General features: G+C 72.2%; 13 protein-coding genes. 5 read left to right on the forward strand and 8 right to left on the reverse strand.

What is annotated here, in order from left to right:
- Positions 1-49: 49 nt before the first annotated feature.
- The 5 genes from hflX to ABZ371_RS08235 form a co-directional block, all read right to left on the reverse strand.
- On the reverse strand, positions 50-1570 hold the full coding sequence (gene hflX, locus ABZ371_RS08215) for a GTPase HflX (protein ID WP_358675205.1): 1521 nt from the start codon (positions 1568-1570) through the stop codon (positions 50-52).
- Between the two features lie 131 nt (positions 1571-1701).
- A complete protein-coding gene (locus ABZ371_RS08220) occupies positions 1702-3195 on the reverse strand; it encodes a M1 family metallopeptidase (RefSeq protein WP_358675208.1) in 1494 nt (497 codons plus the stop codon).
- Between the two features lie 101 nt (positions 3196-3296).
- Complete coding sequence (locus tag ABZ371_RS08225; RefSeq protein WP_358675211.1) at positions 3297-5519, reverse strand: HD domain-containing protein; 2223 nt, start codon at positions 5517-5519, stop codon at positions 3297-3299.
- A gap of 141 nt (positions 5520-5660) precedes the next feature.
- Positions 5661-6533, reverse strand: coding sequence for a diaminopimelate epimerase (dapF, locus tag ABZ371_RS08230; RefSeq protein WP_358675213.1), 873 nt, complete (start codon positions 6531-6533; stop codon positions 5661-5663).
- Positions 6534-6647: 114 nt separating this feature from the next.
- Positions 6648-7085: a hypothetical protein gene (locus ABZ371_RS08235; RefSeq protein WP_358675275.1), complete on the reverse strand. Its 438-nt coding sequence runs from the start codon at positions 7083-7085 to the stop codon at positions 6648-6650.
- 1209 nt (positions 7086-8294) lie between these two features.
- Between ABZ371_RS08235 and kdpF the strand changes: the two genes are divergently transcribed.
- From kdpF to ABZ371_RS08255, 4 genes are read left to right on the forward strand one after another with little or no spacing between them, the layout of a single operon-like run.
- Positions 8295-8384, forward strand: a complete 90-nt coding sequence (gene kdpF, locus ABZ371_RS08240) for a K(+)-transporting ATPase subunit F (RefSeq protein WP_358675215.1) — start codon at positions 8295-8297, stop codon at positions 8382-8384.
- Between the two features lie 8 nt (positions 8385-8392).
- A complete protein-coding gene (kdpA, locus tag ABZ371_RS08245) occupies positions 8393-10057 on the forward strand; it encodes a potassium-transporting ATPase subunit KdpA (RefSeq protein WP_358675218.1) in 1665 nt (554 codons plus the stop codon).
- Entirely contained in the window at positions 10054-12162 is a 2109-nt protein-coding gene (gene kdpB, locus ABZ371_RS08250) for a potassium-transporting ATPase subunit KdpB (protein ID WP_358675221.1), read from the forward strand. Before kdpA ends, kdpB begins: the two co-directional genes overlap by 4 nt.
- Before the next feature lie 6 nt (positions 12163-12168).
- Complete coding sequence (locus tag ABZ371_RS08255) at positions 12169-12849, forward strand: potassium-transporting ATPase subunit C (protein WP_358675224.1); 681 nt, start codon at positions 12169-12171, stop codon at positions 12847-12849.
- A gap of 268 nt (positions 12850-13117) precedes the next feature.
- Here the strand turns inward: ABZ371_RS08255 and miaA are convergent, their stop codons facing one another.
- Positions 13118-14056 carry a tRNA (adenosine(37)-N6)-dimethylallyltransferase MiaA gene (miaA, locus tag ABZ371_RS08260; RefSeq protein WP_358675227.1) on the reverse strand — a complete coding sequence of 313 codons (939 nt, stop codon included), beginning with the start codon at positions 14054-14056 and terminating at the stop codon, positions 13118-13120.
- A 139-nt stretch (positions 14057-14195) separates the two neighbouring features.
- On the opposite strand from miaA, the gene ABZ371_RS08265 reads away from it, so the two are divergent.
- Positions 14196-14471, forward strand: coding sequence for an antitoxin (locus tag ABZ371_RS08265; RefSeq protein WP_358675229.1), 276 nt, complete (start codon positions 14196-14198; stop codon positions 14469-14471).
- A gap of 73 nt (positions 14472-14544) precedes the next feature.
- Here ABZ371_RS08265 and ABZ371_RS08270 read toward each other — a convergent pair whose 3' ends face one another.
- Complete coding sequence (locus ABZ371_RS08270) at positions 14545-15264, reverse strand: class III extradiol dioxygenase subunit B-like domain-containing protein (RefSeq protein WP_358675232.1); 720 nt, start codon at positions 15262-15264, stop codon at positions 14545-14547.
- 91 nt (positions 15265-15355) lie between these two features.
- Positions 15356-16876 (reverse strand): tRNA (N6-isopentenyl adenosine(37)-C2)-methylthiotransferase MiaB, encoded by a 1521-nt coding sequence (gene miaB / locus ABZ371_RS08275; RefSeq protein ID WP_358675234.1) that lies wholly within the window; start codon positions 16874-16876, stop codon positions 15356-15358.
- Between the last annotated feature and the right edge of the window lie 66 nt (positions 16877-16942).

Below are 16942 nucleotides of genomic sequence, written 5' to 3' on the forward strand. Positions count from 1 at the left end.
ATCGGTCCGTGCGCGCCGCCGTCCGCTCCGGGGAGCGGGCGGCCGTGCGTCAGTGGGCCGCGGGGACGAACGTCGCGAGCTCGGCGGCGAGCTCCTCGTGCACCCGGGCCTTGAGCAGGGTGCCCTCGGCCAGGTGCTCCTCGGAGATCACCTCGCCCTCGGCGTGCACCCGGGAGACGAGTCCGCCCTGGATGTAGGGCACGAGTGCCTCGATCTCGACGGAGGGCCTCGGCAGCTCGGCGTCGATGAGCGCGAGCAGTTCGTCGATGCCCGCGCCGGTTCGCGCCGACACCGCGATCGCGTACCTCTCGGCACGCAGCAGGCGCTGCAGCACGAGGGGGTCCGCCGCGTCCGCCTTGTTGACGACGACGATCTCGCGCACGTCCACGGCACCGACCTCCCGGATCACCTCTCGCACGGCGGCGAGCTGCTCCTCGGGGGCCGGGTGCGATCCGTCCACCACGTGGAGGATCAGGTCGGACTCGCCGACCTCCTCCATGGTGGACCGGAACGCCTCGACCAGGTGGTGCGGAAGGTGCCGGACGAACCCGACGGTGTCCGCCAGGGTGTACAGGCGGCCGCTGGGCGTCTCCGCCCGGCGCACGGTCGGATCCAGCGTGGCGAACAGCGCGTTCTCCACGAGGACACCCGCACCGGTGAGCCGGTTCAGGAGTGAGGACTTGCCGGCGTTGGTGTATCCGGCGATGGCCACCGAGGGCACCTGGTTGCGCCTGCGCTCCTGGCGCTTGATCTCGCGGCCCGTCTTCATCTCCGCGATCTCCCGGCGCATCTTCGCCATCTTCTCGCGGATCCGGCGCCGGTCCGTCTCGATCTTGGTCTCACCGGGCCCGCGGGTGGCCATGCCGCCACCGCCGCTGGACCCGCCGCCGCCCATCTGCCGGGAGAGCGACTGACCCCAGCCGCGCAGCCGCGGCAGCATGTACTGCATCTGGGCCAGCGACACCTGGGCCTTGCCCTCACGGGACTTGGCGTGCTGGGCGAAGATGTCGAGGATCAGGGCGGTTCTGTCGACCACCTTGACCTTGACGACGTCCTCGAGGTGGATCAGCTGTCCGGGGCTGAGCTCACCGTCGCACACGACCGTGTCCGCGCCGGTCTCCAGGACGATGTCCCGCAGCTCCAGCGCCTTGCCCGATCCGATGTACGTGGCGGGGTCCGGCTTGTCCCGGCGCTGGAACACCGCGTCCAGCACCTGCGCACCGGCCGTCTCGGCCAGCGCCGCCAGCTCCGCGAGCGAGATCTCCGCGTCGTGCACCGTCCCCGACGTCCAGACGCCCACCAGCACCACGCGCTCCAGGCGCAGCTGGCGGTACTCGACCTCGGTGACGTCCTCGAGCTCGGTGGAGAGGCCCACCACACGGCGCAGGGCCGCGCGGTCGGAGCGGTCCAGCTGGTCGCCGTCACGCTCTCCGTCGATCTCGTGGCTCCAGGCGACGTCCTCTTCCATCAGGGCGTCGGCCCGAAGGCCCTCGTTGAGGCTCTCGGATGCGGTTTCCGTGGCGCTCCGCGCGTTGCGCGCGTCCTGGGGAAGGGATGAAGAGGAGGTCATTGGATCCTTACGTAGGTAGAAGTCCTGTACGCCTGACACAACGCGCCCCGCCGCCGGAAGATTCCCCTGCGGGGCCCACCGGCCGGCCGCCGTGCCGACGCGACGATAGTGGCATGCCCCCGTTGGGCCCGTCACGCGGGTTTCGGTGCGCGCACGGGCCCCCGCGGCTCCGGTTCGGCGCTCCGCGGTGCGGCGCTGCGCCACTCCGGGTGTCCGGGCATGGGCGGCGTCGTCCGCCCGTACAGCCAGCCGTCGAGGAAGGCGGTCAGGTCCCGCCCCGCGACGCGGGAGGCCAGCGCGGTGAACCGGTCGGTGGTGGCCGAGCCGTCCCGGTGGGCGCGTACCCAGGTGCGCTCCAGGCGGTCGAACGCCTCCGCGCCGATCTCCTGGCGCAGGGCGTACAGCACGAGGGCGCTGCCGTCGTACACCACGGGCCTGAAGAGGCTGATCTTGTGATCGGGCGAGGGCACGTCGGGCCTGGCGGGTGGGCCGCCCGCCGCCCGCCAGGCGTCCGAGCGGGCGTACGCCTCGCGCATGCGCCGCTCCAGCGGTTTCCGCGCGTGCTCCTCCGCGTAGCGGGCCTCGTACCAGGTGGCGTGCCCCTCGTTGAGCCAGAGGTCGGACCAGGTGCGGGGCGAGACGCTGTTGCCGAACCACTGGTGGGCGAGCTCGTGCACCATGATCGATTCGACGTACCAGGCCGGGTAGCCGGCCTCGGTGAACAAGGACCGCTCGAACAGGGACAGGGTCTGGGTCTCCAGCTCGAAGCCCGTCTCCGTGTCGGCGACCAGCAGTCCGTACGTCTCGAACGGGTACGGGCCGACCTGCCGCTCCATCCAGGCCAGCTGATCCGGGGTCCGGCGCAGCCACGGCTCCAGCTCGTCCCGGTCCGCCACGGGCACCACGTCGCGCACCGGCAGTCCGTGCGGCCCGGTCCGCCGCAGGACAGCGGAGCGGCCGATCGACACCTGGGCCAGCTCGGTGGCCATCGGGTGCGCGGTGCGGTACGTCCAGGTGGTGGCGCCCGCGTGGCGGCGCTTCCCGGCGGGCAGCCCGCCCGCCACGACGGTGAACTTCTCGGGCGCGGTGACGTGGAAGGTGAAGTAGGCCTTGTCGGACGGATGGTCGTTGGCCGGGAAGACCCGGTGCGCGGCGTCGGTCTGATTGGCCATGGCCAGCCCGTCCGCGGTCGGCACCCAGCCGCCGCTCCCGGTGTCCCCGGTGGGGTCGCTGGTGTGCCGGACGGTGATCCGCACGGGCACGTGCGCGGGGAGCCGGGCGGGGGGCCGGATGATCAGGTCCTCACCCTCGGTGGCGAAGCCGGCGCTCGATCCGTCGACCTCCACGGAGCTGACGGTCCCCCGGGCGAAGTCGAGGTTCAGGTGCTCCAGGGGTGCGGTGGTCCGTGCGTCGATGGTGGTCACGGCGTCGAGCGGTTCGGTGTTGCCGCCGTGGTACGTGAGCGCGATGTCGTAGGACAGGACGTCGTACCCGGGGTTGCCGAGGTGGGGGAAGAGGCGGTCGCCGATGCCGAGCGGTCCGGGTGCGGGCAGGGTGGCGGCGACGAGGGTGGCCGACGCGGTGGCCAGCAGGGCGGCGCGCAGGCGCCGGGAGGTGAGCGGCATGGACTACGGCTATCAGCGGGGACCCCCCACGCGGGGGTGGCGCGCGCCGCACCACCCGAACGGGGGCGCGTGGACCGGCAGGAGGACCCGCCGGACGTGGGTCAGCCCGCGGCGGCCGGCTGCTGGGCCCGGCTCACGTCGTAGACCCCCGGCACGTCGCGCATCGCCCGCATGAGTCCCGGCAGCCCCGCCGCGTCCGGCAGCTGCAGCGTGTAGGTGTGCCGGACGCGCTGTTCGCTCGGCGGCTCGACCGTCGCGGAGACGACCGCCGCGTCCGCCGCGGCGATGGCCTCGGTGAGGTCGGCCAGCAGCCGGGGGCGTCCGAACGACTCCGCGACGAGGGTGACCCGGTAGTCGGCCGTGTCGCTCCAGCCTCCGGTGTCGTTCCAGCGCGCCCCCACGACCGTCCGGCCGATCGCCCTCATGCGGGCGACCGCCGCGCATTCCCGGCGGTGCACGGTGACGGCGCCGCCGCGCACCGTGCACCCGACGATGTCGTCGGGGGGTACGGGGGTGCAGCAGCCGGCGAGCCGGACCGGCGAGCCGGGCGTGTCGACGGACACGGTCGCCGTCCCGCCGGCCGTCCTGTCCCGGCCGTGCGGAGTGTCGCCGCCGGCCTCGTCGGCCGCGGTACCACCGGGGCCGTCTACTTCTCGGTCGCCGGGGTGCTCCGCGCGCCGGCCCTCCGGGTCCCCGGTGCCGCCCGCCCGGTGCTCCCCGGTCCTGCCGTGCGGGTCCGGGGCGTCCTCGGGATGGGCTTCCAGCCATCCCGCGATCGCGATGCGCGCGGCGGGCGTGCGGGCGTGGTCCAGCCACTCCGGGGAGGGGCCGGAGGTGGCGTCCTGTGCGAGCAGCAGCTGGACGGTGTCGCCGTCCTGCAGAGCGGTGCTGAGCGTGGCGAGGCGGCCGTTGACGCGGGCTCCGATACAGGCGTGCGCCTCGTCGCCGTACTGCGCGTACGCGGCGTCGACGCAGCTCGCGCCCGCCGGCAGCCCGAGCGTGCCGCCGTCGGTCCGGAAGACCGTGATCTCACGGTCCTGGGCCAGATCGGCGCGCAGCGTGGTCCAGAAGGTGTCGGGGTCGGTGGCGGACTCCTGCCACTCCAGCAGGCGCGAGAGCCAGCCGGGCCTGGTCGGGTCGGCGCGCTCGCCGTCGGCGGGCTCGGTCCGCTGCCCGGCGGTGGCACCGTCCTGCGCGTAGGGGTTGCCGAGGGCGACGACGCCCGCCTCCGCCACCTTGTGCATCCTGTGCGTACGGATGAGGACCTCGGCGACCGTGCCCTCCGGGCCGACGACGGCCGTGTGCAGCGACTGGTAGAGGTTGAACTTCGGTGCCGCCACGAAGTCCTTGAACTCCGAGATGACCGGCGTGAAGCACGTGTGCAGCTCGCCCAGGACCGCGTAGCAGTCGGCGTCCTCGCCGACCAGGACCAGCAGCCGCCCGAAGTCGGTGCCACGCAGTTCCCCGCGTTTGGCCCGCACGCGGTGGACCGACACGAAGTGGCGGGGCCTGATGAGCACCTCGGCGCTGATCCCGGCGTCGCGCAGCGTCGCTCCGACGCTGTCGGCGATCTCCGCGAGCGGGTCACGCGAGCGGGCCGACGCGGCGATCAGGGTCCGGGTCCGTTCGTACTCCACGGGGTGGAGGATGGCGAAGACCAGGTCCTCCAGCTCCGTCTTGAGCGCCTGCACGCCGAGGCGTTCGGCGAGGGGGATCAGGACGTCGCGGGTGACCTTGGCGATCCTCGCCTGCTTCTCGGGGCGCATGACACCGAGGGTCCGCATGTTGTGCAGCCGGTCGGCCAGCTTGATCGACATGACCCGGACGTCGTTGCCCGTGGCGACGAGCATCTTGCGGAAGGTCTCGGGCTCGGCGGCCGCGCCGTAGTCGACCTTCTCCAGCTTGGTGACGCCGTCGACCAGATAACAGACCTCGTCACCGAACTCTGCCTTGACCTGATCGAGCGTCACCTCGGTGTCCTCGACCGTGTCGTGCAGCAGTGAGGCCGTCAGCGTCGTCGTCTCGGCGCCGAGTTCGGCCAGGATCAGGGTCACGGCCAGGGGGTGCGTGATGTACGGCTCACCGCTCTTGCGCATCTGGCCGCGGTGCGAGGACTCGGCGAGGAGGTACGCCCGGTGAAGGATCGTCAGGTCGGCGTCCGGATGGTGCGCCCGGTGGGCCTCCGCGACATGCCCGATGGCCGCGGGCAGACGGTCGCGCGGGACCGGGCCGAGCAGCGCCACACGCCCCAGCCGGCGCAGGTCGATCCGTGGGCGACTGCGTTTGCGGCTGGGAGCACCTGGATCGGTGGCCTCTGCGCTCATGGGGCACCTCCGGCAAGGTCGACCGGCGGCGCGAAGGCACGGACGCGCCTTCGGGGCCGGTGCTTGATGCTACCGACCCCACCACGTGGCGCAGTCCCGCTCTCGCCGAGCGTGAAACGGATCACCCATTCGAGCGAAGCTCTAACCGGTCACCGTTTCGAGCCAGGCGGCGTCGATCACACCTTCGGCGACGATCACGGCGGGCCCCGTCATGTCGATCCCGCCGTCCGGGTACTCGGTGATCACCAGCGTGCCCCCGGGCAGGTCCACCCTGTACGTGGCCGGGGCACCGGTCACCGCCGGGTCCGCCCCGTCCCTGCGGGCGGCGGCGACGGCCACCGCGCAGGCGCCCGTGCCGCAGGACCGGGTCTCCCCGGAGCCCCGCTCGTGCACGCGCATGGCGACGTGGCCGGGCCCCCGGTCCGCGACGAACTCGATGTTGACCCCGTCGGGGTAGACGGAAGCCGGGGCGAACGGCGGTACCGAGTGCAGGTCACCGGCGTGGTCCAGGTCGTGGACGAACGCGACGGCGTGCGGGTTGCCCATGTTCACGTTGCGCGCTTCCCAGCTGCGGCCGTCCACCGTGACGGTGACCCCCTCGGCCGGGAGCAGCGCACGGCCCATGGAGACCGTGATATCGCCCTCCTTGGCGATGTGCACCCGCTTGACCCCGCCCCGGGTCACGACGGCCAGGTCGCCTTCGCCGGCCAGCCCGGCGCGCTGCAGGTAGCGCGCGAAGACCCGCACGCCGTTGCCGCACATCTCGGCGACGGAGCCGTCCGCGTTGCGGTAGTCCATGAACCACTCGGCCTGCTCCGCCACGGCGCGCGCCTCGGGGTGCGCGGCGGACCGTACGACGTGCAGGAGGCCGTCACCACCGATACCCGCGCGGCGGTCGCAGAGGAGGGCGACGACGGGACCGGGCAGGTCGACGGCGTTGTCCGGGTCCGGAACGATCACGAAGTCGTTCTCGGTGCCGTGGCCCTTGAGATAGCTGATCTGCGCAGTGCTCACGGTTCCACTGTACGAGTCGGCCCCGGCGCCGCGCGGGGCCGGGGCCCCGGGGCGCGGCACGTCGTACGGGCGCGTCACGGCGCAGGGGGCGTGGCGCGTCGTAGGAGCGCGGTCTCAGCGCAGCCGGGCCACACGCCAGACGGCGAGGGCGACGAGGCCCGCGCCCACCACGACGTAGAGTCCGACCACACGCCAGTCGGGACGCTCCTCCGCGGCCCGGGACGGCAGGCCGGGCCAGGTGTGGCCGACCCGGCGGGCGGCCATCATGGCCCAGCCCGCGGCGCACCCGCTGATCAGCAGTCCCAGCATCGCCACGACGGCTCCGCCGCCGCCGAACTCGAAGGCGAGCGGGAAGGCGAACATCAGGGAGCCGAGCGCGGCCAGCACGATGATGGGCGCGAGCTGCCAGATCCGCATGCGCCGCACCGGTCGGAGCTCGACCTCGACCTCGGGGGCCACTTCGTGCTCGTCGGGGCCGTCAGGGTTGAGGCGCCCTGGCTCGTGCCGCGCGTCAGGTACGTCTCGGTCTGTGTCGCGAGGGCCGGCCTCCATCGCCACGCGCCCTCCCAACTCGGACTCCACTGGTCGATGCTCGATGATGGCACGGCGCCGGGCACCGAAATGACGGGCGGAGCGTCCCGATGCCATCACGTGATCAGGCTGTTATAGCCCCGCTTCAGGGTTTGCGCAGGTCAGGCGCCTGCTGCTGGTCGGGCAGTCAGCAGGAGGTCAGCGATCGCCCCAGGTCAGCGCCGGGTTGACCGGTCGCGGCCGGCCCGGAGAAGGGGAACCGCCGGCATCACGTCGAACGTGCTTGCGCGGGGTGGGCGGTTGCTCCGCACCCCGCGCGTACCGCCCGGCCCTCGGGCTGCCCGCGCCTCCGCACGATCCGCTTCCGCGACACCCGGGGCGAGCAGGCCGGTGGGCAGCGCGCCGATCGGCGTTCACGATCGGTCCCGCGGGCCCCGGCGACGCGTTGAGCAGCCCGACGGCGACCGGCTCCGTCGCGGCCGAGCGGAGGGCGTGGAGGGGCCGCCTCATACCGCGGTCGCCAGGAGGAAGGACGATCACCGTGCCGCTCCCCCGACGACGCACCGAAGTGTGGACGTGCCGGAGCACCGAGGGTCTCGGCGGGGGGCGAGGGCCCGTCACGGGCGAACCCGGGCGCGGTCGAGGGCCGGCCCGAGGACGGTGCGGAAGCGCCGCCGTACTCTGACGCGCCCTCAGCACCCGTGCCGGGCCGGGCCACCGGCGCCGGGTGCGGAGCCGAGAGAGGGCCTGCCGCAGATCGCCGTAGGCCCATCGGTCGTCTCGGGGCTGAGGCGTAGGCCCACCGGGCATCTCGGAGCGCGAGCGGGTGGGAGTGCGGTCGTGGGCGAACCGGACGGTGCGGGCCGGCGCCGTCGGCCCCCGGACGGTCCGGGAGCGAGGCCGACCACCTCACGTGGCCGCATTCCGCGGTTCGCCCTCCGGTACGGCCCGGAGCACGGGCCGGTTCCGCACCGTGCGCTCGAGGACGACGCTCCGTAGCGGGTGCGGTGCGAAGCATCAGGACGGCGTCAAAGGAGCCCCAGTCCTCGTATGGACCCCGTCAAGGCGGCTGAACACCGGCCCGAACCGGAGGTTTGCTCATTCCGGCCGCTCGGCCGATTCCGATCCTCACGCCAATCAGGAGCTCACGATGGCCGACTTGGCCTTCGTCGTCATCACGGTCGCGGTGTTCGCGCTGGTGGCTCTCATCGCCCGGGGGGTGACCACGCTGTGAGCGTCGAAAACGTGGTCGGCCTCGTCGTCGCCGCTGCTCTGCTGGGCTACCTCGTGCTCGCCCTGCTGTACCCGGAGAGGTTCTGAGCACCGGCATGAGTCCCCAGACCGCTGGTGTCCTCCAGCTGCTCGCCCTCGTCGCCGCCCTCGCACTGGCTTACCGCCCGCTGGGCGACCACATGGCACGCGTCTACTCCTCCGGGAAGCACTACGGACCGGAGAAGTGGATGTACAAGGCCATCGGCGCCGACCCGGCCGCCGAGATGGGGTGGCCCGCCTACCTGAGGGGCGTACTCGCCTTCTCGGCGGTGTGCGTTTCCTTCTTGTACCTCATGCAACGAGTGCAGGGCTCACTGCCCGGCTCCCTCGACTTCTCCTCCATCGACCCGGACCAGGCGTTCAACACGGCCGCGTCCTTCGTCGCCAACACCAACTGGCAGTCGTACTACGGCGAACAGGCCATGGGCCACGTCGTGCAGACCGGCGGCCTCGCGGTGCAGAACTTCCTCTCCGCCGCGGTCGGCATGGCCGTCGCGGTGGCGCTCGTACGGGGCTTCGCCCGCGCACGTACCGGGGAACTCGGCAACTTCTGGGTCGATCTGGTGCGCGGCACCGTCCGCATCCTGCTCCCCCTCTCCGTACTCGGCGCGATCGTCCTGGTCGCCTGCGGAGTGATCCAGAACTTCTCCGGCATCCACGAGGTCGGCCGGTTCACGGGCGGGACGCAGGAGTGGAACGGTGGCGCGGTCGCCTCGCAGGAGGTGATCAAGGAGCTGGGCACCAACGGTGGCGGCTATTTCAACGCCAACTCCGCCCACCCCTTCGAGAACCCCGATCCGCTCTCCAACCTTTTCGAGATCTTCCTCATCCTTCTGATCCCGTTCGCGCTCACCCGCACCTTCGGCCGCATGGTCGGTTCGCTCCGGCAGGGGTACGCGATCCTCGGGACGATGGCGGCGATCTGGCTCGGCTTCACCGCGCTCATGATGTGGACCGAATTCGCCCACCACGGTCCTGCGTTCGAGATCGCGGGCGGGGCGATGGAGGGCAAGGAGACCCGCTTCGGCATAGCCGGATCGTCGATCTTCGCGGTGGCCACCACCCTGACCTCGACCGGTGCGGTGAACTCCTTCCACTCCTCCTACACCGGCTTCGGCGGCGGCATCACGATGCTCGGCATGCAGCTGGGCGAGATCGCGCCCGGCGGTGTCGGGTCCGGTCTGTACGGCATGCTGGTCATGGCCGTCGTCGCGGTGTTCATCGCCGGTCTGATGGTCGGGCGGACCCCGGAGTACCTGGGCAAGAAGATCGGCACCCGCCAGATCCAGCTGGCGGCCTGCTACATCCTCGTCACCCCGGCCCTCGTGCTCGGCTTCACCGCCGTGGCGACGGCGCTGCCCACACCGGGCGACTCGATGACCAACTCCGGCGCGCACGGCTTCTCCGAGATCCTCTACGCCTACACGTCCGGGGCGAACAACAACGGCTCCGCCTTCGCCGGGCTCAACGCGGACACCCTGTGGTTCAACACCACGATCGGCATCGCGATGCTGCTCGGCCGGTTCCTCCCGATCGTCTTCGTCCTGGCCCTCGCCGGGTCGCTGGCCGAGCAGAAGCCGGTGCCCGAGACCGCGGGCACGCTGCGCACGGACAAGCCCCTCTACACGGGTCTGCTCCTCGGGACCATCCTCATCATCACCGGTCTGACCTACTTCCCCGCCCTCGCGCTGGGTCCGCTCGCCGAAGGGCTCGCCTCATGAGCACCGTCACCCCCACCCACGCTCCGCACGCGGAACTGCCGCCCTCCGGCAACCACGCGGCCACCGACCGCGTCGGCAGCGGCCTGTTCGACCCGAGGCAACTGCTGAAGTCCTTCCCGGACGCGGTGCGCAAGCTGCACCCGCGCGTGATGGTCAAGTCGCCCGTCATGTTCGTCGTCCTGGTCGGCTCGGTGGTCACCACCGTGCTCGCGGCAATGGACCCGGGCGACTGGTTCGGCTGGGCCGTCACCGGCTGGCTCTGGCTGACCACCGTCTTCGCGAACCTCGCCGAGGCCGTGGCCGAGGGCCGGGGCAAGGCCCAGGCCGACACCTTGCGCAAGGCCAGGACCGGGACCGTCGCCCGCCGCGTCATCGGCCCGAACGAGGAACGGGTCGCCGGGACGGAGCTGCGCATCGGTGACCTGGTGGTGTGCGAGGCCGGCGACACCGTCCCCGGCGACGGCGATGTCGTGGAAGGCGTCGCGTCCGTCGACGAATCCGCGATCACCGGGGAGTCGGCACCGGTCATCAGGGAGTCCGGTGGCGACCGCAGCGCGGTGACCGGGGGTACGACGGTGCTGTCCGACCGCATCGTCATCAGGATCACGACGAGGCCGGGCGAGACGTTCATCGACCGGATGATCAGCCTGGTGGAAGGCGCGGCCCGGCAGAAGACCCCCAACGAGATCGCCCTCGGCATCCTCCTGTCATCCCTCACCATCGTCTTCCTGCTGGCCGTGGTCACCCTGAAGCCGTTCGCCGTCCACGCGGGCGCCGACGCCCAGACGTCGATGATCGTGCTCGTCGCACTCCTGGTCTGCCTGATCCCGACCACCATCGGTGCGCTGCTCTCCGCGATCGGCATCGCCGGCATGGACCGCCTCGTCCAGCGCAACGTCCTGGCCGTGTCGGGGCGGGCGGTGGAAGCGGCGGGCGACGTCTCGACCCTGCTGCTCGACAAGACGGGGACCATCACGCTGGGCAGCCGGCAGGCGGCCGAGTTTCTGGCCGTCGACGGCGTGACGGAGGGCGAACTCGCGGAGGCCGCCCAACTGTCCTCACTCACCGACGGGACCCCCGAGGGCCGGTCCATCGTCGCCCTGGCCAGGGAGGAGTACGGGCTGCGGGAACCGGACCGGGACGAGCTGACCGGCGCCGAGTGGGTCGCGTTCACGGCGCAGACCCGCATGTCGGGCGTGGACGTGGACGGGCGCAGGGTCCGCAAGGGTGCGACCGGTTCCGTCGTCGCGTGGGTGCGGGAGCGGCACGGGGTCGTCCCCGAGGACGCGCGAGCCCTCACGGACCGGATCTCCCAGGCCGGTGGCACACCGCTGCTGGTGGCCGTGGAAGACGCCGAGGGCCGGCGGGTCCTAGGCGTCGTCCACCTCAAGGACGTGGTGAAGGAGGGCATGCGGGAGCGGTTCGACGAGCTGCGCCGCATGGGTATCCGTACGGTCATGATCACCGGCGACAACCCGCTGACCGCCAGGGCGATCGCCGAGGAGGCGGGGGTCGACGACTTCCTGGCCGAGGCCACCCCCGAGGACAAGTTGGCCCTCATCGGGCGGGAGCAGGCCGGCGGCAAACTCGTCGCCATGACGGGCGACGGCACCAACGACGCCCCCGCGCTCGCGCAGGCCGACGTAGGTGTCGCGATGAACACCGGCACCTCCGCCGCCAAGGAGGCCGGGAACATGGTGGATCTGGACTCCGACCCCACCAAGCTCATCGAGATCGTCGAGATCGGCAAGCAGCTCCTCATCACCCGGGGAGCCCTGACCACCTTCTCCGTCGCCAACGACGTCGCCAAGTACTTCGCGATCATCCCCGCCATGTTCACCGTGGCGTACCCGTCGCTGGACAGGCTGAACGTCATGGGGCTCGCCTCCCCCGAGTCCGCGATCCTGTCCGCCGTGGTCTTCAACGCGCTGATCATCGTCGCCCTCGTACCGCTGGCCCTCAAGGGCGTGCGCTACCGGCCCGCCGGTGCCGGCCGGATGCTGCGCCGCAACCTCGGCGTCTACGGCCTCGGCGGCCTGGTCGCCCCGTTCGCCGGCATCAAGCTCATCGACCTGCTCATCTCCCTCATCCCCGGAATCGGCTGATCCGCCATGACCAACACCTCCGTCGACAACACCGTGCGCCTGTTCGGAGCCGGTCTGAGGGCTCTGCTCGTCCTCACCCTGGTGTGCGGGGTGCTGTACCCCCTCGCCGTCACCGGCATCGCCCAGACCCTGTTCAGCCACCGGGCGAACGGATCCGAACTCGGGGACGGCGGCGGCGACGTGGTCGGCTCCTCCCTCATCGGCCAGACGTACGACCTGCCGAAGCGGGACCCCGACGACGCCGGGGAGACGGCACGACCGGACCTCAGGTGGTTCCAGCCGCGCCCCTCCAACGGCCTGGGCACCAACAGCGTCAACACGCGGTACTCCCTGATCCTCTCCGGCGCCACGAACCGCTCCGGTGACAACCGAGACCTGATCCGGTGGGTGACGAAGGCCAAGGCCGCCGTGGTCGGGGACAACTCCACAGCCTCCTACCGGGTGAAGCCCGCCGACGTGCCGGCGGACGCGGTCACCTCATCCGGCTCCGGGCTCGACCCCCACATCTCCCCCGCGTACGCCAGGCTCCAGGTGCACCGGGTCGCGGAGCGGAACGACCTGCCCGTCAAGGAGGTCGAGGGCCTCGTGGCCGACCACACGACGGACCGGCTCCTGGGCTTCGTCGGCGAGCCCCGGGTGAACGTCCTCGCACTGAACACCGCGCTCCGGGACCTCACCCTGGGCTGAGGGACCAGAAGCGGGAACCGGGCACCGGTGGGGCTGCGAAGGCCGCACCCCACCGGTGCCTCGTCCGTCCGCTGCCCGCCGACACGAGAACCCGGCCGGCCGTCAGCGACGTCGGCGACGGGCCGGCATCCGTACCCGGCGGGCGTCCCTGACTGCCGAATCCGGTGAAGCCCCGCAACCCCGGGCTCGCTCCGGCCGGTCTCGACGCGGCGCTGAAGGCCCCCGCCAGGCCGTCTCCGTGCCAGGCCGTCGGCCGCCCGGCACGTCCTCAGGCTGTGACCGCCCGTTCGACCAACGTGAGCGCCCGGTGCGGGAGTTCCCCGCGGTGTTCCTCCGCGCCGCTGAGCCACCGGACGCGCGGGTCGCGCCGGAACCAGGAGTCCTGACGGCGCGCGAAGCGTTTGGTGGCGCGTACGGTCTCGGCGCGCGCCTCGTCGTGCGTGCACTCCCCCGCGAGCGCCGACAGCACCTGCTGGTAGCCGAGCGCGCGGGAGGCCGTGCGCCCCTCGCGCAGTCCGCGTGCTTCGAGTCCGCGTACTTCCTCCACGAGCCCCGCGTCCCACATCCGGTCGACCCGGGTGCTGATCCGTTCGTCGAGTTCCGGACGCTCGACGTCCACCCCGATCTGCACCGCGTCGTAGACCGCCTCGTCGCCCGGAAGGTTGGCGGTGAAGGGCTTGCCCGTGATCTCGATGACCTCCAGGGCGCGGACGATACGGCGTCCGTTGCCGGGCAGGATGGCGCGCGCCGCCTCCGGGTCCGCCGCCGCGAGCCGGGCGTGCAGGACGCCGGAACCGTGTCGTGCCAGCTCCTCCTCGAGGTGGGCGCGCACCGCGGGGTCCGTCCCGGGGAACTCCAGGGCGTCGATCACGGCCTTCACGTAGAGGCCGGAGCCGCCCACCAGGACCGGGGTCCGCCCCTCGGCCAGGAGCCCGTCGATCTCCGCACGTGCGAGGCGCTGGTACTCGGCCACGCTGGCGGCCTCGGTGACGTCCCAGATGTCCAGCAGCCGGTGCGGAACGTCAGCGCGCTCGGCGGGGGTCAGCTTCGCCGTTCCGATGTCCATGCCCCGGTAGAGCTGCATGGAGTCGGCGTTGACGACCTCGCCGCCGAGCCGCTGGGCGAGGAAGACTCCCAGATCGGACTTGCCTGCGGCGGTGGGACCGACTACGGCGATGACGCGGGGGGTGGGAGCTGGTCTTCTCACCGGGACAGTGTCCCGCACTCCGGGGTCCTCCGGCCCCCTCGGGCCGCCGGAGCCCTCCCCGGCGCCGGGCGCGGTGCCACGCGTGTGTGCTCCCCGCGGGTAAAATGTCAGGACAGTCCCCGAGCACGGATGGTGACCCATGGGTTTCCTGGACAACCTGAAGGCCAAGCTGGCCCCGGCCAAGGACAAGGTGGGCGACCTCGCGCAGCAGCACGGGGACAAGATCGACCAGGGCCTCGACAAGGCCGCCCGGACGGTCGACCAAAGGACCAAGGGCAAGTACAGCGACAAGATCACGTCCGGCACGCAGAAGGCCAAGGAAGCGGTCGACCGGCTCGGGCAGAAGAACGCGGGCGGCAGCACTCCGCCGACGCCGGAGGGCGGCACCACTCCGCCGACGCCGCCCACGACCTGACCGGGGGCGGCCGGCGGGGAGTCGTGAGGGCCGTGGCGCGTGCGCCGCGGCCCTCAGCCCTGTCGGCGACGGGTCAGGACCAGGCGGCGACCGTGTAGCCCACGCCGTAGGGTGCGTCGTCGTACAGCAGCCGCCCCGCGAGCCCGGCGCCCTCGGCCGCCCCGGCGAGGACCTGCCAGGGCGCCCGGCCGGCCGCCTTCAGTTCGCGGGCGAGGGACTCGTCCAGAGCCGCCAGGGCGGCGAGGTCGGCCGAGGCGAGGGCGCGGGTCGCGACGGTGTCGAAGTCCACCGCCCGCTCGTCCAGGTAGCCGGGCGCCTTGACCGTGCGGCAGGCGCTGCCGTCGCCCATGACCAGCATGGCCACCCGGCCGGCCCGGCCGGCCAGCTCGCGTCCGGCCTCCAGGCAGCGGGCGGCCGTGAGCGGCTCACCCACCCCGAGCCCCTCGACCGGGGCCGCCGACCACCGGACGCGGCTGAGCAGCCAGGCGCCGACCGCGAGTGAGGGCGGGAGCGTCCGCTCCTGAGCGGGCACGCCCGCGGGCGTCTCCCCGAGCCGCACGGCGAGGTCGACGCCGAACCCGGCGAAGGTGCCGGGTGAGCCCGCGGGGTAGGGGCCGTGCCCGGCCTGCCCGGCGGGCCCGGTCACGATCAGCAGATCGGGCCGCGCCGCGGCGATCACTCCCAGGGCGTCGGCGCACGCGGTCCGCGCGGAGTCGAGCTCGGGCGCGGCACCCGCGGCGACCTCGGGCACCAGGAGAGGCGGGCAGGGGCACACGGCGGCGGCGACAAGCATGCCGGTCAGCGTACTGCGCCGCCCGGGCCGGGCCGGCCCTCACGGCCCCGTCCGGGCAGCCCGCGTGGCCCGCCGCCCAGCAGGTCAGGGGTCAGTCGCAGCCGCATCCGGGCGCCGCCGCGGCGGGCAGCGGAGCGGGCGCCCCGATGCCCGGCAGGCCCAGCATGACTCCCGCCGGCTTCGGCGCGGCCGCTTCCGTGCGCTTCTGCCAGGCATCGCCCGAACGCGTGTGCCTGACTCCCAGGGGCACCCCCTCGGCGAGCAGGTGGTGCGGTGCGGCGTAGGTGATCCGGACGGTCACGACGTCCCCGGGACGCACGTCCTGGGCCGGCTTGGTGAAGTGGACGAGGCGGTTGTCGGGCGCGCGGCCGGAGAGGCGGTGCGTCGCGCCGTCCTTACGGCCCTCGCCCTCGGCGACCATGACGTCCAGGGTGCGTCCGACCTGCTTCTTGTTCTCCTCCCAGGAGATCTCCTCCTGGAGGGCGGACAGGCGCATGTACCGCTCCTGGACGACCTCCTTGGGGACCTGCCCCTCCATGTCCGCGGCGGGTGTACCGGGACGCTTGGAGTACTGGAAGGTGAACGCGTTCGCGAAACGGGCCTCGCGCACCGCGTGCATCGTCTGCTCGAAGTCCTCCTCCGTCTCGCCGGGGAAGCCCACGATGATGTCCGTGGAGATGGCCGCGTCCGGCATGGCGGCGCGCACCTTCTCGATGATGCCGAGGAAGCGCTCCTGACGGTACGAGCGGCGCATGGCCTTCAGGACGCGGTCCGAGCCGGACTGCATCGGCATGTGGAGCTGCGGCATCACGTTCGGCGTCTCGGCCATCGCGGCGATCACGTCGTCCGTGAAGTCGCGCGGGTGGGGCGAGGTGAAGCGGACCCGCTCCAGGCCGTCGATGGTGCCGCAGGCCCGCAGCAGCTTGGAGAAGGCCTCGCGGTCACCGATGTCGGAGCCGTAGGCGTTCACGTTCTGGCCGAGGAGGGTGATCTCGCTGACGCCCTCGGCGACCAGCGCCTCGATCTCGGCCAGGATGTCGCCGGTCCGGCGGTCCTTCTCCTTGCCGCGCAGGGCCGGGACGATGCAGAAGGTGCAGGTGTTGTTGCAGCCCACGGAGATGGACACCCACGCGGCGTACGCGGACTCGCGGCGGGTCGGGAGGGTGGACGGGAATGCCTCGAGGGACTCGGCGATCTCGACCTGCGCCTCCTCCTGGATCCGTGCGCGCTCCAGGAGCACCGGCAGCTTGCCGATGTTGTGCGTGCCGAAGACGACGTCGACCCAGGGTGCGCGGGCGACGATGGTGTCGCGGTCCTTCTGCGCCAGGCAGCCGCCGACGGCGATCTGCATCCCGGGGCGCTTCGTCTTCATGGGGGCGAGGCGGCCGAGGTTGCCGTACAGCTTGTTGTCGGCGTTCTCCCGCACCGCGCAGGTGTTGAAGACGACGACGTCCGCGTCACCGTCCGCGTCCTTCGGGGCGCGTACGTATCCGGCGTCCTCCAGCAGACCCGACAGGCGTTCGGAGTCGTGGACGTTCATCTGGCACCCGTAGGTGCGTACCTCGTAGCTCTTCTGGACGTCCACTGCTTCGCTCCGGTTGCCGCTGGTCATGGGACAAGGGTAGGCGGTGCGGGAGCGAGCCCCGGCCGCCGGAGCCCGCCGGGGGATCCGGCCTGG

Source organism: Streptomyces sp. NPDC005899 (genome assembly GCF_040629645.1).
Lineage (GTDB): Bacteria > Actinomycetota > Actinomycetes > Streptomycetales > Streptomycetaceae > Streptomyces.